The 21,762-nt window shown below is 70.5% G+C and carries 19 protein-coding genes and 3 tRNA genes; 13 read left to right on the top strand and 9 right to left on the bottom strand.

Annotated elements, in window-relative coordinates; genetic code table 11:
* Nucleotides 1-75: 75 nt before the first annotated feature.
* The 3 genes from hrpA (at nt 76) to AB0K65_RS02825 (ending at nt 4,543) form a co-directional block, all read left to right on the top strand.
* A complete protein-coding gene (gene hrpA / locus AB0K65_RS02835; protein ID WP_365713576.1) occupies nt 76-4,026 on the top strand; it encodes an ATP-dependent RNA helicase HrpA in 3,951 nt (1,316 codons plus the stop codon).
* A gap of 90 nt (nt 4,027-4,116) precedes the next feature.
* Nucleotides 4,117-4,191: transfer RNA gene (locus tag AB0K65_RS02830), tRNA-Asp, on the top strand.
* 127 nt (nt 4,192-4,318) lie between these two features.
* Nucleotides 4,319-4,543, top strand: a complete 225-nt coding sequence (locus AB0K65_RS02825; protein ID WP_365713575.1) for a DUF6274 family protein — start codon at nt 4,319-4,321, stop codon at nt 4,541-4,543.
* A 307-nt stretch (nt 4,544-4,850) separates the two neighbouring features.
* On the opposite strand, the gene bldC is transcribed toward AB0K65_RS02825, so the two are convergent.
* Together bldC and AB0K65_RS02815 are read right to left on the bottom strand one after the other, a co-directional pair.
* Complete coding sequence (gene bldC / locus AB0K65_RS02820; protein ID WP_003949541.1) at nt 4,851-5,057, bottom strand: developmental transcriptional regulator BldC; 207 nt, start codon at nt 5,055-5,057, stop codon at nt 4,851-4,853.
* Between the two features lie 513 nt (nt 5,058-5,570).
* Nucleotides 5,571-6,440, bottom strand: coding sequence for a hypothetical protein (locus tag AB0K65_RS02815; protein ID WP_365713573.1), 870 nt, complete (start codon nt 6,438-6,440; stop codon nt 5,571-5,573).
* Between the two features lie 155 nt (nt 6,441-6,595).
* Between AB0K65_RS02815 and AB0K65_RS02810 the strand changes: the two genes are divergently transcribed.
* Together AB0K65_RS02810 and AB0K65_RS02805 are read left to right on the top strand one after the other, a co-directional pair.
* On the top strand, nt 6,596-7,696 hold the full coding sequence (locus AB0K65_RS02810) for a Glu/Leu/Phe/Val dehydrogenase dimerization domain-containing protein (RefSeq protein ID WP_365713571.1): 1,101 nt from the start codon (nt 6,596-6,598) through the stop codon (nt 7,694-7,696).
* A 300-nt stretch (nt 7,697-7,996) separates the two neighbouring features.
* Nucleotides 7,997-8,254 (top strand): DUF3073 domain-containing protein, encoded by a 258-nt coding sequence (locus tag AB0K65_RS02805; protein WP_365713569.1) that lies wholly within the window; start codon nt 7,997-7,999, stop codon nt 8,252-8,254.
* A gap of 167 nt (nt 8,255-8,421) precedes the next feature.
* On the opposite strand, the gene purM is transcribed toward AB0K65_RS02805, so the two are convergent.
* Entirely contained in the window at nt 8,422-9,489 is a 1,068-nt protein-coding gene (purM, locus tag AB0K65_RS02800) for a phosphoribosylformylglycinamidine cyclo-ligase (RefSeq protein ID WP_365713567.1), read from the bottom strand.
* 45 nt (nt 9,490-9,534) lie between these two features.
* A complete protein-coding gene (gene purF, locus AB0K65_RS02795) occupies nt 9,535-11,061 on the bottom strand; it encodes an amidophosphoribosyltransferase (protein ID WP_365713565.1) in 1,527 nt (508 codons plus the stop codon).
* 309 nt (nt 11,062-11,370) lie between these two features.
* On the opposite strand from purF, the gene AB0K65_RS02790 reads away from it, so the two are divergent.
* Both AB0K65_RS02790 and AB0K65_RS02785 read left to right on the top strand, forming a co-directional pair.
* The gene (locus AB0K65_RS02790; RefSeq protein ID WP_365713563.1) at nt 11,371-11,463 is read left to right on the top strand and encodes a putative leader peptide; all 93 of its coding nucleotides are present in this window, start codon (nt 11,371-11,373) and stop codon (nt 11,461-11,463) included.
* A gap of 340 nt (nt 11,464-11,803) precedes the next feature.
* Entirely contained in the window at nt 11,804-13,216 is a 1,413-nt protein-coding gene (locus tag AB0K65_RS02785; protein ID WP_365713561.1) for a sulfatase-like hydrolase/transferase, read from the top strand.
* 59 nt (nt 13,217-13,275) lie between these two features.
* Here the strand turns inward: AB0K65_RS02785 and AB0K65_RS02780 are convergent, their stop codons facing one another.
* Nucleotides 13,276-14,103 (bottom strand): META domain-containing protein, encoded by an 828-nt coding sequence (locus tag AB0K65_RS02780; protein ID WP_365713559.1) that lies wholly within the window; start codon nt 14,101-14,103, stop codon nt 13,276-13,278.
* A gap of 76 nt (nt 14,104-14,179) precedes the next feature.
* A complete protein-coding gene (locus AB0K65_RS02775) occupies nt 14,180-14,968 on the bottom strand; it encodes a sterol carrier family protein (RefSeq protein ID WP_365713557.1) in 789 nt (262 codons plus the stop codon).
* Between the two features lie 75 nt (nt 14,969-15,043).
* Between AB0K65_RS02775 and AB0K65_RS02770 the strand changes: the two genes are divergently transcribed.
* Entirely contained in the window at nt 15,044-15,448 is a 405-nt protein-coding gene (locus tag AB0K65_RS02770; RefSeq protein WP_365713555.1) for a nuclear transport factor 2 family protein, read from the top strand.
* Between the two features lie 105 nt (nt 15,449-15,553).
* Here AB0K65_RS02770 and purL read toward each other — a convergent pair whose 3' ends face one another.
* The 3 genes from purL to purS are packed head-to-tail and all read right to left on the bottom strand — an operon-like array spanning nt 15,554 to nt 18,746.
* On the bottom strand, nt 15,554-17,803 hold the full coding sequence (purL, locus tag AB0K65_RS02765; RefSeq protein ID WP_365713553.1) for a phosphoribosylformylglycinamidine synthase subunit PurL: 2,250 nt from the start codon (nt 17,801-17,803) through the stop codon (nt 15,554-15,556).
* Nucleotides 17,800-18,480 (bottom strand): phosphoribosylformylglycinamidine synthase subunit PurQ, encoded by a 681-nt coding sequence (gene purQ, locus AB0K65_RS02760; RefSeq protein WP_365713551.1) that lies wholly within the window; start codon nt 18,478-18,480, stop codon nt 17,800-17,802. Before purQ ends, purL begins: the two co-directional genes overlap by 4 nt.
* Nucleotides 18,477-18,746, bottom strand: coding sequence for a phosphoribosylformylglycinamidine synthase subunit PurS (gene purS, locus AB0K65_RS02755; RefSeq protein ID WP_365713549.1), 270 nt, complete (start codon nt 18,744-18,746; stop codon nt 18,477-18,479). The genes purQ and purS overlap by 4 nt, the downstream gene beginning before the upstream one ends.
* 321 nt (nt 18,747-19,067) lie before the next feature.
* On the opposite strand from purS, the gene AB0K65_RS02750 reads away from it, so the two are divergent.
* From AB0K65_RS02750 to AB0K65_RS02730, 5 genes are all read left to right on the top strand, one after another.
* A complete protein-coding gene (locus tag AB0K65_RS02750) occupies nt 19,068-19,409 on the top strand; it encodes an Lsr2 family protein (protein ID WP_365713547.1) in 342 nt (113 codons plus the stop codon).
* 112 nt (nt 19,410-19,521) lie between these two features.
* Nucleotides 19,522-19,593 (top strand) — tRNA-Gly (locus AB0K65_RS02745).
* Between the two features lie 116 nt (nt 19,594-19,709).
* Nucleotides 19,710-19,785, top strand: a tRNA-Gly gene (locus AB0K65_RS02740).
* 264 nt (nt 19,786-20,049) lie between these two features.
* On the top strand, nt 20,050-21,000 hold the full coding sequence (locus tag AB0K65_RS02735) for an ABC transporter ATP-binding protein (RefSeq protein WP_365713545.1): 951 nt from the start codon (nt 20,050-20,052) through the stop codon (nt 20,998-21,000).
* A complete protein-coding gene (locus AB0K65_RS02730; RefSeq protein ID WP_365713543.1) occupies nt 20,997-21,758 on the top strand; it encodes an ABC transporter permease in 762 nt (253 codons plus the stop codon). The genes AB0K65_RS02735 and AB0K65_RS02730 overlap by 4 nt, the downstream gene beginning before the upstream one ends.
* Nucleotides 21,759-21,762: the final 4 nt, after the last annotated feature.

Here is a 21,762-nt window from a genome sequence, read left to right as displayed (position 1 = left end):
CCGCTCTCCCCGCCCGTCCCGGCCCGGTAAATCGGTTCGCCGGTTCTCGGCCACAGGTGCGATCCTGGAGTCCGTATGTCTACTTCCTTCGCCGCCCTCCAGTCCCTGCTGGCCGAGGTCTCGCTGCGGGACGCCCACCGGCTCGGCCGCCGCCTCGAGGGCGCCCGCCGCATCCGCAAGCCCGAGGCCCGTCAGGCCGTCCTGGACGAGATCGCCGCCGAGGCCGGCAAGGCCAAGGAGCGCGTCGACGGGCGGGCCGCCCGCGTGCCCGCGGTCACCTACCCCGAGCAGCTGCCCGTCTCGCAGAAGAAGGACGTGATCCTCGAGGCGATACGCGACCACCAGGTCGTGATCGTCGCCGGTGAGACGGGCTCCGGGAAAACCACGCAGATCCCGAAGATCTGTCTGGAACTCGGACGCGGCGTCCGCGGGATGATCGGCCACACGCAGCCGCGCCGGATCGCCGCCCGCACGGTCGCCGAGCGGGTCGCCGAGGAGCTGCGGACCCCGCTGGGCGAGGCGGTCGGCTGGAAGGTCCGTTTCACCGATCAGGTGAACCCGGACGCGACCTTCGTGAAGCTGATGACCGACGGCATCCTGCTCGCCGAGATCCAGACGGACCGCGAGCTGCGCGCCTACGACACGATCATCATCGACGAGGCCCACGAGCGGTCCCTCAACATCGACTTCCTGCTCGGCTATCTGGCCCAGCTGCTGCCCAAGCGCCCCGACCTCAAGGTCGTCATCACCTCCGCCACCATCGACCCCGAGCGCTTCTCCCGTCACTTCGGCGACGCGCCGATCGTGGAGGTCAGCGGGCGGACGTATCCCGTCGAGGTCCGCTACCGGCCCCTGCTCGAAGAGGACTCCGAGGAGTCGGACCGGGACCAGATCACCGCCATCTGCGACGCCGTCGACGAGCTGCAGGCGGAGGGACCGGGCGACGTCCTCGTCTTCCTCTCCGGCGAACGCGAGATCCGGGACACGGCGGACGCGCTGCTGAAGAAGCAGCTGCGCAACACCGAGGTCCTCCCCCTCTACGCCCGTCTGAGCCACGCCGAGCAGCACCGGGTCTTCCAGGCCCACTCCGGCCGCCGGATCGTCCTCGCCACCAACGTGGCCGAGACGTCCCTGACGGTCCCCGGCATCAAGTACGTGATCGACCCGGGCACCGCCCGCATCTCCCGCTACAGCCACCGCACCAAGGTCCAGCGGCTGCCCATCGAGCCGGTCAGCCAGGCCAGCGCCAACCAGCGCAAGGGCCGCTGCGGCCGTACGTCCGACGGCATCTGCATCCGGCTCTACTCCGAGGACGACTACCTCTCCCGCCCGGAGTTCACGGACGCCGAGATCCTCCGGACGAACCTGGCCTCCGTCATCCTCCAGATGACCGCCGCCGGCCTCGGCGAGATCGAGAAGTTCCCCTTCATCGATCCCCCGGACCACCGCAACATCCGCGACGGCGTGCAGCTGCTCCAGGAGCTGGGCGCGCTGAACCCCGCGGAGAAGGACCCGAAGAAGCGCCTGACCCAGCAGGGCCGCAAGCTCTCCCAGCTCCCCGTCGACCCCCGCCTGGCGCGGATGGTCCTGGAGGCCGACAAGAACGGCTGCGTGCGGGAGGTCATGGTGATCGCGGCCGCGCTCTCCATCCAGGACCCGCGCGAGCGCCCCGCCGAGAAGCAGGCGCAGGCCGACCAGCAGCACGCCCGTTTCAAGGACGAGACCAGCGACTTCCTCTCCTACCTCAACCTCTGGCGGTACATCCGCGAGCAGCAGAAGGAGCGCGGCTCGTCGTCCTTCCGCCGGATGTGCAAGCAGGAGTACCTCAACTTCCTGCGCATCCGCGAGTGGCAGGACATCTACGCCCAGCTGCGTACGGTCGCCAAGCAGATGGGCCTGCACGTCGAGGAGCCCGCGGCGGACGCCGGCGTGCCCGAGCAGGCCGTCCACACCTCACTGCTGGCCGGCCTCCTGTCCCACATCGGGCTGAAGGACGTGAAGGAGGGCGCGAAGAACGAGTACCTGGGCGCCCGCAGCGCCAAGTTCGCGATCTTCCCCGGCTCCGCGCTCTTCAAGAAGCCCCCGCGCTTCGTCATGTCCGCCGAGCTGGTGGAGACCTCACGCCTGTGGGCCCGGGTCAACGCGAGGATCGAGCCCGAGTGGATCGAGCCGCTCGCCCAGCACCTGGTCAAGAGGACGTACAGCGAGCCGCACTGGGAGAAGGACCAGGCGGCGGTCATGGCGATCGAGAAGGTCACGCTCTACGGCGTGCCGATCGTGACGGACCGCAAGGTGAACTACGGGCGGATCGACCCCGAGGCCTCCCGCGACCTGTTCATCCGCAACGCGCTCGTCGAGGGCGACTGGCGCACCCACCACAAGTTCTTCGCCGACAACCGCCGCCTCCTCACCGAGGTGGAGGAGCTGGAGCACCGCGCCCGGCGCCGGGACATCCTCGTCGACGACGAGACGCTGTTCGACTTCTACGACCAGCGGGTGCCCGAACACGTGTTGTCCGGGGCGCACTTCGACTCCTGGTGGAAGCACAAGCGCCACGAGGAGCCGGAGTTCCTCGACTTCGAGCGCGAGATGCTCATCAACGAGAAGGCCGCCGGGGTCACCAAGGACGACTACCCGGACTCCTGGCGGCAGGGTCCCCTGAAGTTCCGGGTGACCTACCAGTTCGAGCCGGGCGCGGACGCGGACGGTGTCACCGTGCACATCCCGCTCCACGTCCTCAACCAGGTGACGGACGAGGGCTTCGACTGGCAGATCCCGGGCCTGCGGGCCGAGGTCGTCACGGAGCTGATCCGGTCCCTCCCCAAGCCGATCCGGCGCAACTACGTCCCGGCGCCGAACTTCGCGACCCGCTTCCTGGACACCGCCGTCCCGCTCCAGGAGCCGCTGCCGGTCACCCTCGCCAGGGAGCTGCAGCGGATGGTCGGCGTCCCCGTCACGGCGGAGGACTTCGACCTGTCGCGGATCCCCGACCACCTGAAGATCACCTTCCGGATCGTCGACGAGCGGCGGCGCAAGCTGGCCGAGAGCAAGGACCTGGAGTCCCTCAAGCTCCAGCTGCGCCCGAAGGCCCGCCAGGCGCTCTCCAAGGCCGCCGCGGCCGCCACGAGCGGCCCGGACGGCTCCGGGCAGTCCCTGGAGCGCACGGGGCTCACGGACTGGACGATCGGCACGCTCTCCAAGGTCTTCGAGACCCGGCGGGCCGGCCAGCCGGTCAAGGCGTACCCGGCGCTCGTGGACGAGGGCGACACCGTCGCCGTGCGCCTCTTCGACACGGAGGCGGAGCAGGCGCCGGCGATGTGGCGGGGGACGCGCCGACTGATCCTGCTGAACATTCCGGTGAATCCGGCGAAGTTCGCCTCGGAGAGGCTGACCAACCAGCAGAAGCTGGCCCTGTCCCGGAACCCGCACGGCTCGATCCAGGCGCTCTTCGACGACTGCGCGACCGCCGCGGCGGACCGGCTGATCGCGGACCACGGCGGCCCTGTCTGGGACGAGGAGTCCTTCCGGAAGCTGTACGACAAGGTCCGCGCGGACCTCGTCGACACCACGGTCCGGACGGTGGACCAGGTCCAGCAGATCCTGGCGGCCTGGCAGGCCTGCGAGCGGCGCCTGAAGGCGACGAACAGCCTGGCCCTGATGCGGAACCTGGCCGACGTGCGCGAGCAGCTGGCCTGGCTGGTGCCGGCGGGATTCGTCACGAAGACGGGTTTGCGGCGGCTGCCGGACCTGATGCGCTATCTGGTGGCGGTGGACCGCCGGCTCCAGCAGATGCCGACCGGCGTGCAGCGGGACACCACCCGCATGGAGAAGGTCCACGAGATGCAGGACGAGTACGCCTGGCTGCTCGAACAGCTCCCGCGGGGGCGGCCGGTGCCGCAGGAGGTCACCGACATCCGCTGGATGATCGAGGAGCTCCGGGTCAGCTACTTCGCGCACGCGCTGGGCACGGCCCACCCGGTCTCCGACAAGCGGATCGTGAAGGCGATCGACGCGGCGGCGCCGTGACGGGGCGCTCGCCCGGCGTGAGTTCGACCTGACCCTCTGACCTGCTGTACAGTCTCTCTCGCAGCCCAAGCAGTACGGAGCTGCGAGCAAGGTCCTGTGGAGCAGTTTGGAGTGCTCGCCACCCTGTCAAGGTGGAGGCCGCGGGTTCAAATCCCGTCAGGACCGCCGTATTCGAGGCCCGAGTCGTCAGACTCGGGCCTCAGTCGTGCGTCCGGCGTATTGACGGCGTCACGTGCGCACGGGTACCCCAGACATCAGGGAATCGGGGGCCCCACACCGGAGGTGGTCGCGCATGGCCGCGGCGTCCGCAGCACGTGAGTCGAGACACGAGACACGCGCGCTGCTGCGCGCCCATCTGGCGGCCGCGTCCCGCTACGGCCACATCACGCGCCACTGCCCCGTCTGCCATCGCCTCCTGCGGCTCGCCATGGACGCCCAGGAGCCCCTGGAGAGCCTGGAGGCGGAGCCGGCCGCCGAGGACGAAAGTCCCACCACCCCGCGACCGACGGCGGCTTGAGCGCCCCTCAGGGAGTGGCAGGCTGTTCCTTGGCAAGAGTCCACTCGTGTGACGGGTGTCACTGCACGAGTTTTCGAAACCCCTGCACTTACACCCTCCCTACACCCACCCGATTTTATATGTGCAATTGCACCACCCCTCACCCACCCCGTACGGGCACAAAAAAGATCGCGCTGGACCCGGCGGAGTCCAGCGCGATCGATGACGAAGAGCCTGTTGGGGCAGGCGCCAGTCGGCAGAGCTAGGGGTGGGCGGCCCAGGTTGGGGGACCCGGAAATGCCCGGTGAAGCGGGGTGTTGCGGGTACCTCAGGCCTCGCTGCGCTGCTGCGGAATACCCGCCAGCAGTGCGCGGACCTCAGCCTCGCGGTACCGGCGGTGTCCACCCAGCGTGCGGATGGACGTGAGCTTGCCGGCCTTCGCCCAACGGGTAACCGTCTTCGGGTCCACACGGAACATCGTGGCAACCTCGGCGGGGGTCAGCAGCGGCTCGGCATCAGGGGTGCGAGCGGTCATGAGCGGCCTCCTCGGGAGAACCGAACCTTCTCGGTTCTTTCCTCTAAATTCTGCACCTTGACCCGCGTTGCCCGAAATGGCGGACGCGAGCCGAGTCGGTTATAGGACGAACGGCTTGTCCTCGGCACTACAACTACACCATCCGTCCAGCCACGTCGGCCAAACCGATGGAATTGCCCTCGCAGGTGTTCATCAGCGGCGGAAGTCGATGGACCATGCCATAACGGACAGTCACGCCACTGTGACGATCAGTCACAGAGCGATCAGGAGTCCTCAGACCCCCCATAGAGTGCAATGCTGAGCGTTCCGCCCATAGATGGACGGAAGGAACCCTCCCCGGACTCCTTGTCCTATTTTGGCACGAGGGTGGGCGATGGGCGCAAGGGCGCGGTAAGTGCTGTCCGTCACGCTTGAGCCAAAGGCCCGGATCGGGACCTACGTCCCGATGCCCGGCGGACCGGCACCCCGAGGCGCTTGAAGATCATTTACCAGGCGGGTGCCTCCTGTCGATGATCAGTTCGCGAACCGCAGGTTCCGGACCTCCCGCCACCGCTCCGCCAGCCGCCCGTACGCCTCGCTCGCGCCCTCGCCGTCGCCGTCCCGCAGCGCCGCGATCCCCTCGGCGACGTCCGCCGCCGACCGGTCGTCCGCCAGGCGCTCCGCCGGCACGGCGTGCACCAGGCCGCCGTAGTCCAGCTCCACCAGGGAGCGCGGGTGGAACTCCTCCAGCCAGCGGCCCACCTCGACCAGACCCTCGGCCAGCGGCCCCTCCTCGGCCGACTCCCGCAGCGCCCGCAGCGTCCGCGCCAGCCGGCGCCGCGCCTGCACCATCGGCGTGCGGTAGCGCAGGACCGGCGGCTCGGCCCCCGCCCCGTCCACCCCGCCCGGCCTCCCCGGCGCGTACTCCCGCTCCTCGTCCGCGAAAAGGGTGAACCAGCGCACCGGCACCTGCCAGACCGCCGAACGGATCCACGGCCGCGCGTCCGGGTTCCGCTCCCGCCACCGCTCGTGGTCCGCCGCCACCTGCCCGCGCACCACCGGCGGCACCATCGCGTCCAGCACCGGCCCGGGCAGCTCCCAGCCCGCCGCCAGCTCCTCCAGGGCCATCCAGCCCCGCAGCCGGGTGCGCCACGGGCAGATCACGACCACGCCGTCCAGGAGCGCCACGAACGCGTCCCGGCTCTCGTGGACCGGCACGGGCACCGGCGGCACCGGCACCAGGTCCGCCAGCGAACGCCGCAGTTCGTCCTGTGCGGTCGGGACGTCCACCCGGCGCGCGTACCGCGCCCACTCCCCTCTCTCCGGCTCGGGGAAGGCCGCCAGCGGCTCGTACACGCGCAGATAGGAGGCGTACGGGACGAGGACCGAAGAAGCGACCGACATGTCGCAAATCCTTCCACGGAGGTACTCCGGGAGTGGGTGATCCTGAGCACTGCGGCCGATCTACGCACGCGTAGGACTTACCCTCTTGCCGAACCGGTCCTCCCCACCCGCAGGAGGACCTCCCCATCGCCGCTTCTTACTTGGGAGTCACCACCGTGACCGATGTGACCGGCGTTCCTGACGTTCCTACTGACGTGCTGCACACCCTGTTCCAGTCGGAGCAGGGCGGCCACGAGCAAGTCGTGCTGTGCCAGGACCGCGCCTCCGGCCTCAAGGCCGTCATCGCCATCCACTCCACCGCCCTGGGCCCCGCCCTCGGCGGCACCCGGTTCTACCCGTACGCCACCGAGGCGGAGGCCGTCGCCGACGCGCTCAACCTCTCCCGGGGGATGTCGTACAAGAACGCCATGGCCGGTCTCGACCACGGCGGCGGCAAGGCCGTGATCATCGGCGACCCGGAGAGGATCAAGACGCAGGAGCTGCTGCTCGCCTACGGGCGGATGGTGGCCTCCCTCGGCGGCCGGTACGTCACGGCCTGCGACGTCGGCACCTACGTCGCGGACATGGACGTCGTGGCCCGCGCCAACCAGTGGACCACCGGCCGCTCCCCCGAGAACGGCGGCGCCGGGGACTCCTCGGTCCTCACGGCCTTTGGCGTCTTCCAGGGCATGCGCGCCTCCGCGCAGACCCTGTGGGGCGACCCCACCCTGCGCGGCCGCAAGGTCGGCGTCGCGGGCGTCGGCAAGGTCGGCCACTACCTCGTGGAGCACCTCCTGCAGGACGGCGCCGAGGTCATCGTCACGGACGTCCGCGAGGAGTCCGTGCGCCGCATCACCGACAAGTACCCGCAGGTCTCGGTCGTCGCCGACACCGACGCGCTGATCCGTGTCGAGGGCCTGGACATCTACGCCCCCTGCGCCCTCGGCGGCGCCCTGAACGACGACACCGTGCCGGTCCTGACCGCGAAGATCGTCTGCGGCGCGGCCAACAACCAGCTCGCGCACCCCGGCGTCGAGAAGGACGTCTCGGACCGCGGGATCCTCTACGCGCCCGACTACGTCGTGAACGCCGGAGGCGTGATCCAGGTCGCCGACGAGCTGCACGGCTTCGACTTCGACCGGTGCAAGGCGAAGGCCTCGAAGATCTTCGACACCACGCTGGCGATATTCGCACGTGCGAAGGCGGACGGCATCCCGCCGGCCGCCGCCGCCGACCGCATCGCCGAGCAGCGCATGGCCGAGGCTCGCCGCGGCTGATTCTTGACAGGGCCGGCCCGCCGACCGCTCTTTGGACGTTCGTCCAGAGCGAGACATGACTCACCCCGGTCGGCGGGTCGGCCCGCCAGAAGAGGTTAAAATCGCGATTGACCAGCGAGGACAGGGCACCTCGATGGTTCTGTACCGAGGCATGTGATGCGTGCGGCGTACCGTATGGCCACGGAAGCAGGTACCGTTGAAGCCCTACGGACCGGTCTCTCTTACGAGAGTCCGATCCGAACCATGAACGCGTGTCAAGACTCTGGGGCCGTCGAGCCCCGTCACCGAGGGGGTCGAGCCATGGGGCGCGGCCGGGCAAAGGCCAAGCAGACGAAGGTCGCCCGCCAGCTGAAGTACAGCAGCGGCGGGACTGACCTGTCGCGTCTGGCCAGCGAGCTGGGCGCTTCGACTTCGAGTCAGCCGCCGAATGGCGAGCCGTTCGAGGACGACGACGAAGAGGACGACCCGTACGCACAGTACGCGGATCTCTACAACACGGACGACGAGGACGAGGACGACCAGTCCGGTCCCGGCGCCTCGTCCCAGCGTCGCGCTTGACCTCTTCAACGAGAGAAACCCGGTCCGGGGTCACCCGGACCGGGTTTCTGTGCTGCGTGGACACATGAGCCGCACGGGCCCCAAAACGGGCCTCGCGCACGGGTCACGCCCGCACCGGAGAGCGGTACGGGCGGCCCGGAGACGACTCCGGACCGCCCGCGGCCGTTCTACTTCGCGTAGTCCCCGACCAGCTCGGCGCCCGTCGTGTGGTCGCCGCGCTCGGTGATCTCGCCCGCGACCCACGCCTCGACGCCGCGGTCCTGGAGCGCGGTCAGGGCCACGTCCACGGACTCGGCCGGGACGACGGCCATCATGCCGACGCCCATGTTCAGCGTCTTCTCCAGCTCCAGGCGCTCCACCCGGCCGGCCTTGCCGACCAGGTCGAAGACGGCGCCCGGCGTCCAGGTCGAGCGGTCGACCGTGGCGCGCAGGCCGTCCGGGATCACCCGCGCCAGGTTGGCGGCCAGGCCGCCTCCGGTGATGTGGCTGAAGGCGTGCACCTCGGCGGTCCGGGTGAGCGCCAGGCAGTCCAGGGAGTAGATCTTCGTCGGCTCCAGGAGCTCCTCGCCCAGGGTCCGGCCGAACTCGTCGACCCGCTGGTCCAGGGTCATCCCGGCGCGGTCGAAGACCACGTGGCGGACGAGCGAGTACCCGTTGGAGTGAAGGCCGGACGACGCCATGGCGATCACGGCGTCACCCGTACGGATGCGATCGGGGCCGAGCAGCCGGTCCGCCTCCACCACGCCCGTACCGGCGCCGGCGACGTCGAAGTCGTCCGGGCCGAGCAGGCCGGGGTGTTCGGCGGTCTCCCCGCCGACCAGGGCGCAGCCGGCCAGGACGCAGCCCTCGGCGATGCCCTTGACGATGGCGGCGACCCGCTCGGGGTGGACCTTGCCGACGCAGATGTAGTCGGTCATGAAGAGCGGCTCGGCGCCGCAGACGACGATGTCGTCCATGACCATCGCGACCAGGTCGTGCCCGATCGTGTCGTACACGCCGAGCTGGCGGGCGATGTCGACCTTCGTCCCGACGCCGTCGGTGGCGGAGGCGAGCAGCGGACGCTCGTAGCGCTTGAGGGCGGAGGCGTCGAAGAGGCCGGCGAAGCCGCCCAGGCCGCCGAGGACCTCGGGGCGCTGCGTCTTCTTCACCCACTCCTTCATGAGTTCGACGGCGCGGTCGCCCGCTTCGATGTCGACGCCCGCGCTCGCGTAGCTGGCACCGGTGGTCTGAGACATGGGTTCAGAGCTTTCGTGTCGTACTGCGGGGGTGTGCAGCGGGCCCTACGGGCGACGCAGCGCGTCGGCGGCCGCGGTGGCGGCGGGGCCGGCGGCCAGTTCGGTCTCCAGGAGCTGCTTGCCGAGCAGTTCCGGGTCCGGAAGCTCCATCGGGTACTCGCCGTCGAAGCAGGCACGGCAGAGATTCGGCTTCTGGATGGTGGTCGCCTCGATCATCCCGTCGAGGGAGATGTACGAGAGGGAGTCCGCGCCGAGCGACGTGCCGATCTCCTCGACCGACATGCCGTTGGCGATCAGCTCCGCGCGGGTCGCGAAGTCGATGCCGAAGAAGCACGGCCACTTCACGGGCGGGGAGGAGATCCGGATGTGGACCTCGGCGGCGCCCGCCTCGCGGAGCATCCGGACGAGGGCGCGCTGGGTGTTGCCGCGGACGATCGAGTCGTCGACGACCACGAGCTTCTTCCCCTTGATGACTTCCTTGAGGGGGTTCAGCTTCAGCCGGATGCCCAGCTGGCGGATGGTCTGGGAGGGCTGGATGAAGGTGCGGCCGACGTAGGCGTTCTTCACCAGGCCCGCGCCGAAGGGGATGCCGCTGGCCTCGGCGTAGCCGATCGCGGCCGGAGTGCCGGATTCCGGCGTCGCTATGACGAGATCCGCCTCGACCGGGGCCTCCTTGGCGAGGCGCCGTCCCATCTCCACACGGGAGAGGTAGACGTTCCGTCCGGCGATGTCGGTGTCCGGGCGGGCGAGGTAGACGTACTCGAAGACACAGCCCTTGGGCTTCGCTTCCGCGAATCGCGAGGTGCGGATGCCGTTCTCGTCGATCGCGATCATCTCGCCCGGCTCGACCTCGCGGACGTAGCTGGCACCGCAGATGTCGAGGGCGGCGGACTCGGAGGCGACGACCCAGCCGCGCTCGAGACGGCCGAGGACCAGCGGGCGGATGCCCTGCGGGTCACGGGCCGCGTAGAGCGTGTGCTCGTCCATGAAGACGAGGGAGAAGGCGCCCCGGACCTCGGGCAGGATCTTCGCGGAGGCCTGCTCGATGGTGAGCGGCTTGCCGTCCTCGTCGACCTGGGCGGCGAGGAGCGCCGTCAGCAGGTCGGTGTCGTTGGTCGCCGCCACACGGGTCGTGCGGCCCTCCTGCTTCGGAAGGTCGGCGACCATCTCGGCGAGCTGCGCCGTGTTCACCAGGTTGCCGTTGTGGCCGAGCGCGATGGAGCCCCGGGCGGTCGCCCGGAACGTCGGCTGCGCGTTCTCCCACACGGAGGCACCGGTGGTCGAGTAGCGGGCGTGACCGACCGCGATGTGACCTTGGAGGGAACCGAGAGAGGTCTCGTCGAAGACCTGGGACACCAGGCCCATGTCCTTGAAGACGAGGATCTGGGAGCCGTTGCTTACCGCGATACCCGCGGATTCCTGGCCCCGATGCTGGAGGGCGTAGAGCCCGAAGTACGTGAGCTTTGCGACCTCTTCACCCGGAGCCCAGACACCGAAGACGCCGCAAGCGTCCTGGGGGCCCTTCTCGCCGGGAAGCAGATCGTGATTGAGTCGACCGTCACCACGTGGCACGTCTCCGAGTGTAGGCGAGATCGACCACTGGTCCGAATTGGCGAAATACGCGGGGTCCGGTATTGGTGCGATCGCACGAACTGATCGACAGCCTGGTGCGGTACGGCCGCGGACGGGGCCGGGGGCCAAGGGGCAGACGGGCTCGGCCCCCATGGCGCGTACCGGCCGAGCGAGCCCTACTCGCCGGTAATGCGAACGCCGGAGCCCCCCGGATGTGACGCAGTTCGCAGTGGGGCGGCCCCCTGGGGGCGTCCCAGGGACCGGGACGTCGTTGACAGGTGCACGCGCTCTGGGCCAGGCTCCTGCCCCATGCAGCCCCTGCGTGACCGCTCGGTCACCCTCGTCGCGCGCCGACACGTGGACCTGGTCCGTGTCGCCAGCGCGATCTGTCGCTGCCTCTGAACGACCCGCGCGCGCCTGAATCCCGCGTTCCGCCCGGTGTACCGACGTATCCCGTGACTGCCCCACGCCACTCCTGAGTACGGCGGCGGGCCGGACGGGGCGACCCGTCGCCCGCGCCCGGCGCAGGACCGCCGGCCCTGATCCCGCCCGCGCCCCTCGCGGCGGGCCGTCTGCGCGCACCGGCACCCCGCCGTGCCGGCCCCCACCATGTCCGCTCTCTCCCGCGCCCCCCGGGGCTTCAGGCACCCGCCCTGCCCCCGGGCAGGGCGCTTCCACGCACGCCCTTCCCCCTGCCCCCGTGTATCCGCACCGCGCGCCCGCGCGCCTCCGAGGAGTCTCCATGCCCACTCCCCAGCCCCCCTTCTCCCGCCGCGCCTTCGGCGGGGCCGCCGTCGGGGCCGCCGCCGCCACCGCGATCGGCGCGGGGGCACCCGTCGCGGCGGCCGCCGGCCAGGAGGAGCGCCCCTTCAGGGCCGCGACCGGGCGGCAGCCCTCCCGACGGCCGAACATCCTCTTCATCCTGGGCGACGACCTCGGCTGGGCCGACCTCTCCTCGTACGGATCGCCCCACATCCGCACCCCCCACCTCGACCGACTCGCCCGCCAGGGCGTCCGCTTCACCGACGCCTACTCCGGCTCCGCGACCTGCTCGCCGACCCGCTTCAGCCTCTACACCGGCCGCTACCCCGGCCGTACGCGAGGCGGCCTCGCCGAGCCCATCGCCGACCGGTCCGTCGGCCTCGAACCCACCCACCCCACCCTCGCCTCCCGGCTGCGCGAGGCCGGCTACGCCACCGCCCTCATCGGCAAGTGGCACTGCGGCTACCTCCCCGACTACTCCCCCACCCGCTCCGGCTGGGACGAGTTCTTCGGCAACTTCGGCGGAGCCCTGGAGTACTACTCCAAGCTCGGCCTCGGCGGCGAGTACGACCTCTACGAAGGCGACGCCCCGTACAAGGACCTGCGCTACTACACCCGCGTCCTGACCGAGCGGGCCGCCGAGTACGTGACCCGCGACCACGGCGAGCGGCCCTGGCTGCTCAACCTGAACTTCACCACCCCCCACTGGCCCTGGGTCGCCGACGGCGACGAGGAGGCGAGCGCCGAGATCGTCCGGCGCATCAAGGCGGGCGACCGCAGCGCCCTGTGGCACCAGGACGGCGGTTCGGTCGAGAAGTACAAGGAGATGGTCGAGGACCTCGACCGGTCGGTCGGGGAGGTCCTCAAGGCCCTGAAGCGGTCCGGGCAGGAGCGCGACACCCTCGTCTTCTTCGCCAGCGACAACGGCGGCGAGCGCTTCTCCTACAACTGGCCGCTCGCGGGCAACAAGGGCTCCCTCCAGGAAGGCGGCATCCGTGTGCCGTCGGTCCTCCGCTGGCCGGCCCGGATCGACGGCGGCCAGGTCAGCGACCTGCCCGTCTTCACCCCCGACTGGACCGCGACCCTCCTGGAGCTGGGCGGGGCCCGGCCCCACCCCGCCTACCCCCTGGACGGCACGAGCCTCGCCGGGCACCTGCTGAGGGGCGAGGAGATCGGCGAGCGCGACCTGTTCTGGCGGGTGCGGGGCGAGCGGGCCCTGCGCCGCGGCGAGTGGAAGTACTACCGCGGCAAGAGCGGCCGCGACCAGCTCTTCCACCTCACCGAGGACGCCCGCGAACAGGCCGACCGGGCGCCGTATGAGAAGGAACTCCTCGCCGATCTCCGTGCCGCCTGGGAACGGACGGACGCCGGCCTGCTCCCGTACCAGGCATAGAAGCCCCGGCCCGGGGCCCGGCGGACCTGCGGCTGAGCGGGGGCGGGGGGACTGTTCGGCTAGGGCTTCGCGGGGGCGGCGGGCTTCGCCGTCGCCGCGAAGCCCTTGCCGTCGGCGGTGGTGAGGGTGAGTCCGCGGTGGCGCAGCTCGTACGTCGCCGAGCCGCCGAACACCTCGTACAGCTCGGTCTCCAGCTTCATCTGCGGGCCCGTGCACATCATGCGGGTGGTCGTGACGTCCCCGAACGCGACCGTCTTGCCGGAGATCTTCGCGGTCGTGGTGAACCGGTTGCAGCCCAGGCTGCCCCGGACCTTGCCGTCCTTGTCGATCACGAAGTGCGCCTTGCCCTCGGCGCCCTTGGGAACGGAGGACGCGGTGTCCCCGGCGAGGAGGGAGTCGACGGTCCAGGTGGTGCCGTTCAGGGCGGCGGGCGGCTCGGAGGTCAGCGTGAGGACGGTCCCGCCGTCCGACGAGCTGAGGGTGAGCCGGTCGCCGTCGAGCCTGGCCTTCAGCGGACCGGCGAACGCCTTCCGAAGTCCTGCCTCGAAGGCTCCCCGCTCACCGGGACAGGCCATCTCGGTGCCCACGCCCTGCTTGACGGTGACCTTGTCGCCCTCGACCGCCACCTCGGCTCCGAAGCCGTTGCACCCGCTGTCTCCCTTGGCCTGGCCGTCCTTGGCGATCTCGACGTGGGCGCCGGCGGGGGCACGGGTCTCCTTGCCCGCCACCGTCATGGAGTCGAAGGCCCAGTGGACTCCGGTGACCGGGACGTCGGGGGCGACCGTGCCGGCGCCGGGGTCCGAGCCGGGCTTCTCGCTGCCGCACGCCGAGAGCACGACGAGCGAGGCCAGAACGGCGGTGGCTGCGGTGGTACGTGTCTTCAGCATGGAGATGTGACGGACGGGCGGTAGGAACGGTTCCGCCCAGCTCTCCGCACTGGTACGGCGGCCGGACCCCGCCCGGTCAGCCCAGGACCGGCAGCAGACCGGACAGGTCCGCCCGTTCGCCGCTCGCGGCGACCTTCCCCTCGTCCCGGGCCCGCGCCCAGGTCGTACGGCCGGTGGCCAGGCGGATCCAGGTGAGGGGGTCCGTCTCCACCACGTTGGGCGGGGTGCCCCGGGTGTGCCGGGGGCCCTCCACGCACTGGACGACCGCGTGGGGCGGGACACGCACCTCGACCGCGCCGCCCGGCGCCTTCACCGCCAGCGCGTCGGCGAGCAGCCGCGCGCACGCGGCGAGCGCCTGCCGGTCGAACGGGACGGCGAGCCCGGTCGCCGCGTTCAGGTCGTCGGTGTGCACGACGAGTTCGAGGGCCCGGGTGACCAGGAAGTCCGCCAGCCGCATCGCCCCGAACCGCGTGGGGACGAGCCGCTCGTCGCCGGCCCCGGCGATCCGCTCCTCGTACAGCGCCTGTGTCCGCGCGTACAGCCCGGCCAGGTCGGCGGTGTCGACCGCCCGGGTGTCCTCGTCGATCCGCGCGGCGGCCGTCACCGTGGCCGACGGCCAGTCCGGCAGGGCGAGTTCCCGCCTGGCCGGCTCAGGCTCGCCGAGGTACCGGGAGACGGAGCCGAGCACCATCGTGAGATGGGCGGCCAGGTCCCGTACGGTCCACTCCCCCAGCCGGGTCGGCCCGTCGAGCCGCTCGGGCGGCAGCGCCGTCACCGCCTCGCGTACGTTCCGGAACTGCGCGAGCACGGCGGCCCGGGTCTTGGCGGAGTCGTAGCTGCGGGTGCGCTTTCTGGCCGGTGGCATGGGAGCGAGCCTAGTCGGAGACTTGAGGGGGAGGGCTTCCAGCACACCTACGCGTACGAGAGGGGTCGAACAGCCATGGCCGAACACCCTGACAGCGTCCTGGTCCGCCGGGGCTTCGAGGCGTGGTCCCGAGGAGACATGGAGACCGTCGGCTCGCTGATGACGTCGGACTGTACGCACCACACGCCGGGCGAGAGCCAGATCTCCGGGCACTTCAAGGGCCGGGACAACGTCCTCGGCATGTACCGGAGGATGTTCGAACTCACCGGCGGCAAGATGCGGGTGGAGGTGGACAGCGTCTCCGTCGACGGCCGCGGCCACGCCGTCGCGGCGAACAAGTTCTACGCCGAGCGCGGCGACCGGGGCATCGAGCTGAAGGGCGCCCTGATCTTCACCATCGTGGGCGGGAAGATCAGCGACATCGACGAGTGCGTCGAGGACATCGACGAGTCCGACGCCTTCTGGGGCAAGGCGGATTAGGGCCCGCCATCCGGATCGACCCCCGGGCGGCACGCGACAGGAAAGCCCCCGCCCAGGACCGAGGGTCCGGACGAGGGCTCCCGTGTCACGGGACTCGGGCGCCGCTCAGGCGAGCAGGCCCGGGATCGTCGCCTCGTGCGCCGTGCGCAGCTCGTCCAGCGCGATGCTGAACTCGCCCTGCACGTCGATCTCGTCACCGTCCACGACGCCGATCCGGGCGGCGGGCAGGCCCCGCGCGCCGCACATGTCGGTGAAGCGGAGTTCCTCGCTGCGCGGGACGGCGACGACCGCACGGCCCGCCGACTCGCTGAAGAGGAAGGTGAAGGCGTCCAGGCCGTCCGGGACGACCAGGCGCGCGCCGGTGCCGCCGCGCAGGCAGGACTCCACGACCGCCTGGACCAGTCCGCCGTCGGACAGGTCGTGCGCCGCGTCGATCATGCCGTCGCGGGAGGCGGAGATCAGGATCTCGCCGAGCAGCTTCTCCCGGTCGAGGTCCACGGCCGGCGGCAGACCGCCGAGGTGCTGGTGGACGACCTCGGACCAGGCCGAGCCGCCGAACTCCTCGCGCGTGTCGCCGAGCAGGTAGAGGAGCTGGCCCTCTTCCGCGAAGGCGATCGGCGTGCGGCGGTTGACGTCGTCGATCACACCGAGCACGGCCACGACCGGCGTCGGGTGGATGGCGATGTCGCCGGTCTGGTTGTACAGCGAGACGTTGCCGCCGGTCACCGGGGTGCCGAGCTGCAGGCAGCCGTCCGCCAGACCGCGGGTGGCCTCGGCGAACTGCCACATCACGGCCGGGTCCTCGGGCGAACCGAAGTTCAGGCAGTCCGAGATCGCCAGCGGCTTGGCGCCGGAGGCGGCGACGTTGCGGTACGCCTCCGCCAGCGCGAGCTGCGCGCCCGTGTACGGGTCGAGCTTGGCGTAGCGGCCGTTGCCGTCGGTCGCCATGGCGACACCGAGGTTGGTCTCGGCGTCGATCCGGACCATGCCCGCGTCCTCGGGCTGCGCCAGGACGGTGTTGCCCTGCACGAACCGGTCGTACTGGTCCGTGATCCACGACTTCGACGCCTGGTTCGGAGAGGAGACCAGCCTCAGGACCTGGTCCTTCAGCTCCTCGCCGGTCTGCGGCCGGGGCAGCTTGCCCGCGTCGTCGGCCTGGAGCGCGTCCTGCCACTCCGGGCGGGCGTACGGCCGGTGGTAGGTCGGGCCCTCGTGGGCGACGGAGCGCGGCGGCACGTCGACGATCTGCTCGCCGTGCCAGAAGATCTCCAGGCGCTCGCCCTCGGTCACCTCACCGATGACGGTGGCGATGACGTCCCACTTCTCGCAGATCTCCAGGAAGCGGTCGACGTGCTCGGGCTCGACGATCGCGCACATGCGCTCCTGCGACTCGCTCATGAGGATCTCCTCGGGCGAGAGGGTCGCGTCGCGCAGGTGGACCCGGTCCAGCTCGACCCGCATGCCGCCGGAGCCGGCGCTCGCGAGTTCGCTGGTCGCGCAGGAGAGTCCGGCGCCACCCAGGTCCTGGATGCCGGCGACCAGCTTCTCCTTGAAGATCTCCAGGGTGCACTCGATGAGGAGCTTCTCCTGGAAGGGGTCGCCGACCTGGACGGCGGGGCGCTTCGTCGGCTTGGTGTCGTCGAAGGTCTCCGACGCGAGGACGGAGACACCGCCGATGCCGTCGCCGCCGGTGCGGGCGCCGTAGAGGATCACCTTGTTGCCGGGGCCGGAGGCCTTGGCGAGGTGGATGTCCTCGTGCTTCATCACGCCGATGCAGCCGGCGTTGACCAGCGGATTGCCCTGGTAGCACGCGTCGAAGACGACCTCGCCGCCGATGTTCGGCAGGCCCAGGCAGTTGCCGTAGCCGCCGATGCCCGCGACGACTCCGGGGAGCACGCGCTTGGTGTCGGGGTGGTCGGCCGCGCCGAAGCGCAGCGGGTCGACGACCGCGACCGGGCGGGCGCCCATGGCGAGGATGTCGCGGACGATGCCGCCGACGCCGGTGGCCGCGCCCTGGTAGGGCTCGATGTACGACGGGTGGTTGTGGGACTCGACCTTGAAGGTGACCGCGTACCCCTGGCCGACGTCGACGACGCCCGCGTTCTCGCCGATGCCGACGAGCATGGCGTCGTTCTCGGGGGTCTTCTCGCCGAACTGCTTCAGGTGGACCTTGCTGCTCTTGTACGAGCAGTGCTCGGACCACATGACGGAGTACATGGCGAGCTCGGCACCGGTGGGACGGCGGCCGAGGATCTCGCGGATGCGCGCGTACTCGTCCTCCTTGAGGCCGAGCTCCTTCCACGGCTGCTCGCTGTCGGGCGTCTCGCCCGCGTGCTTGACGGTGTCGAGAGTCATGCGTTGACCAGCTTCTTCAGGATCGAGGTGAAGAATCCGAGGCCGTCGGTACGACCCGTACCGATCAGCGGCTCGACGGCGTGCTCGGGGTGCGGCATGAGACCGACCACGTTGCCGGCGGCGTTGGTGACGCCCGCGATGTCACGGAGCGAGCCGTTGGGGTTCACGTCCAGGTAGCGGAAGGCGACCCGCCCCTCGGCCTCCAGCTCGTCGAGCACCCGCTCGTCGGCGACGTACCGGCCGTCCATGTTCTTGAGCGGGACCTGGATCTCCTGGCCCTGCTCGTAGTCCGCGGTCCAGGCGGTGTCCGCGTTCTCCACCCGCAGCTTCTGGTCGCGGCAGATGAAGTGCAGGTGGTTGTTGCGCAGCATCGCGCCCGGCAGCAGATGGGCCTCGGTGAGGATCTGGAAGCCGTTGCAGATACCGAGGACGGGCATGCCCGCCTTCGCCTGCTCGATGATCGTCTCCATGACCGGCGAGAAGCGGGAGATGGCTCCGGCCCGCAGGTAGTCGCCGTAGGAGAAGCCGCCGGCCAGGACCACGGCGTCGACCTGCTTGAGGTCCTTGTCGCGGTGCCAGAGCGAGACGGGCTCGGCGCCCGCCAGACGGGCGGCCCGCAGCGCGTCCTGGTCGTCGAGCGTTCCGGGGAACGTGACGACGCCGATGCGTGTGGTCACGACGTGACCTCGGCGGAGACCTCGGACTCGACCTTGACGACGAAGTCCTCGATCACGGTGTTGGCAAGGAAGGTTTCGGCCATCTCATGGATGCGGGCGAGGGCGGCGTCATCGACCGGCCCCTCCACCTCCAGCTCGAAGCGCTTCCCCTGGCGGACGTCGGCGATCCCGGCGAACCCGAGGCGGGGCAGTGCACGCTGCACCGCCTGTCCCTGCGGGTCGAGGATCTCCGGCTTGAGCATGACGTCGACTACGACGCGTGCCACTGGCACTCCCGGTGGTGTGTTGCGTGGGCGGTTCCCTCAGCGTACCTGCCTCCAAATTCTACGCGAGTAGAAAACTGGAGGACCCTACAAACGACGCAAAGACCCGCACCGAAAATTCAAGAGAAATACCGCCCCGCCCATTGCGCGGGACACGCTGATGCAATTGCCTGGGCTTCACAATACGAGGCCCGGCGCTGTACAAAGGAATACAGAGGAAAGCAGCATTGCACCGGGGTAGCCGTTAAGTCGGTATCACCGCACGTCAGAGACGCCTCAGAGCCCCCTGACACCGCGGCGGACCGCAGGAAAGGACCGATATCCGTGGCTCAGCGAGTAGTGGTCACTCTCTCCGACGACATCGACGGCGGAGAAGCGGCGGAAACGGTTGCGTTCGGCCTGGACGGGAAGACGTACGAGATCGACCTGAATCCCGCCAATGCAAAGAAACTGCGCAAGGCGCTGGCTCCCTACCTCGCCGCGGGGCGGAAGCGGCCGGGGCGGACCGCCGGTACGGGCACGGCGACCGTCACTTCGTACAAGCACACCGCGCTCGAGCCCGACCCGGCGGCGGTGCGCGCCTGGGCGCAGTCCAACAAGATGGACGTGCCCGCCCGCGGCCGGATCCCGAAGCGGGTCTACGAGGCCTTTCGCGCGGCCGGTTGAGCGGCCCCGCTGACGCGCCGTCGGCCACCGAGTTGCACGGCACCCCCGGTGATCGGCTAGAGTCTGGAGCACGCCGAGGGGCGAGGCCGCAGGGCCGGACCTCACGCAGCGTGCGGGTGTAGTTCAGTAGTAGAACATCCCCCTTCCAGGGGGAAGGCGCAGTGTGCAATTCCTGTCACCCGCTCTGCATCGCTTGACCGATCACCTCGTTGGCCGTCGCCCCGAAAAGGGTCGAGAGCCGCGAGATGGATCAGGTAGAGTAGTGCTCGCACCGCCCGGTGAAAGCCGAGCGGCAGCAATGCGGACGTGGCTCAGTTGGTAGAGCATCACCTTGCCAAGGTGAGGGTCGCGAGTTCGAATCTCGTCGTCCGCTCCATATGAGGAAGCCCCCGGTCGAACCGACCGGGGGCTTCTTCGTGTGCGATGCCGGGGGTCCGGGGTGCCGGGGGTGCCGACGGGACCGGGAGCAGATCGGGTGCGCGGCCCGGACGAGGCCCGGGGGTGCGCGGCACGGCGGCCGGCCCCGGCGGGCGGCCCGGACAGGGCTGGGGTCACCCGGCACGGCGGCCCTGACATTTGTCATGGACGCCGATGACACCGCGCACTGCCGACCTCCCCCGCCCGGCGGAAGGCTGGAGCCATGACCCACGTGATCGAGGCCGAGGACCTCCGCCGGACCTACTCCGGCGGCTTCGACGCCGTCAACGGCATCTCCTTCGCCGTCCCCCAGGGCGAGGTCTTCGCCCTGCTCGGGACCAACGGAGCCGGCAAGACCTCCACCGTCGAGCTGCTGGAAGGACTCGCCGCCCCCAGCGGCGGCACCGTCCGCGTCCTCGGCCACGACCCGTACCGCGAACGGACCGCCGTCCGCCCCCGGATCGGCGTCATGCTCCAGGAAGGCGGCTTCCCGTCCGACCTGACCGTGGCCGAAACCGTACGCATGTGGGCCGGCTGCACCACCGGCGCCCGGCCCACCGCCGAAGCCCTCGACATGGTCGGCCTCGGCGCCCGCGACCGGGTGCGGATCAAACAGCTCTCCGGCGGTGAACGGCGACGCCTCGACCTGGCGCTCGCCCTCCTCGGCAGGCCCGAGGTCCTCTTCCTCGACGAGCCGACCACCGGCCTCGACGCCGAAGGCCGGCGCGACACCTGGCGGCTGGTGCGGGAGCTGCGGGACGGCGGTACGACCGTGGTCCTGACCACGCACTACCTCGAAGAGGCCGAGACCCTGGCCGACCAGCTCGCGATCATGCACCAGGGCCGGATCGTCCTCTCCGGCACCCCCGCCGAGGTCACCGCCGCCCGTCCCTCCCGCATCCGTTTCACCCTGCCCGAAGGCGTCCCCGCCGCGCGGCTGCCCCTGGGACTGCGGGCAGCGGCCGACGGGCGCCGGGTGGAGATCCGTACGCACGAACTCCAGGACGCGCTCACCGAGCTGCTGGCCTGGGCCCAGGGCGCCGGCGTACGCCTGGAGGCGCTCGACGCCCGTTCCGCCTCACTGGAGGAGGCGTTCCTGGAGATCGCCTCCGGCCACGCCGCCCCCGACGCGGCGACCGCCTCGCACGCGACCGACCTGGAAGGTGCCCGATGAACGCCTCCGTCACCCGGCTCACCGCCCTCGGACGCGCCGAACTCACCCTCCTCGGGCGGAACAAGAACAACCTCTTCATCGCCCTGCTGATGCCGCTGCTGATGATCTTCGTGCTGCGCTCGTCGGTCACCCAGCTGGGCGACGAACTGCCCATGGGGGTCGCCGGAGCCACCCTCGTCGGCGGTACCGGCCTCGTCCTGGTGCTCGTCGTCTACATGGGCCTGGTCTCCGCCTACGTCGCCCGGCGCGAGGAACTGGTCCTCAAGCGGCTGCGCACCGGCGAGGCGAGCGACCGGGAGATCCTCGCGGGCGCCGCGCTCCCCTCCACCGCCATCGCGCTGGCCCAGTGCGCCGTGCTGACGGTCGGCGGGGTCGCCGTCCTCGACGTGGCGGCGCCCGAGCGGCCCGACCTGCTGCTCGTCGGGCTCCTCGCGGGCGTGGGGCTGCTCGCCGGGCTGGCGGCCGCCACCACCGCCATCACCCGCAACGTCGAGAGCGCCGGCCTCACCACCCTGCCCTTCTTCCTCGTCTCGGCGATGGGCTCGGGAATGATGGTCCCGCGCGAGGTCCTGCCCGACGCGGTCGCCGACGTCTGCGCGCTGCTGCCGCTGAGTGGCGTCATGGAGTTCGTCCGCGCCGGCTGGTTCGGGGGCGTCGGCGCCGGGGACCTGCTGACCGCCGCCCTCACCACGCTGGCCTGGGGCGCCCTCACCGTGTTTGCTGTCCAGCGGTGGTTCCGCTGGGAACCGCGACGCTAGGAAC

It is taken from the genome of Streptomyces sp. NPDC053755 (assembly GCF_040677675.1).
GTDB lineage: Bacteria > Actinomycetota > Actinomycetes > Streptomycetales > Streptomycetaceae > Streptomyces.
Note: the sequence above shows the minus strand (reverse complement) of the source record. Positions and strands in the feature narration are given on the sequence as shown.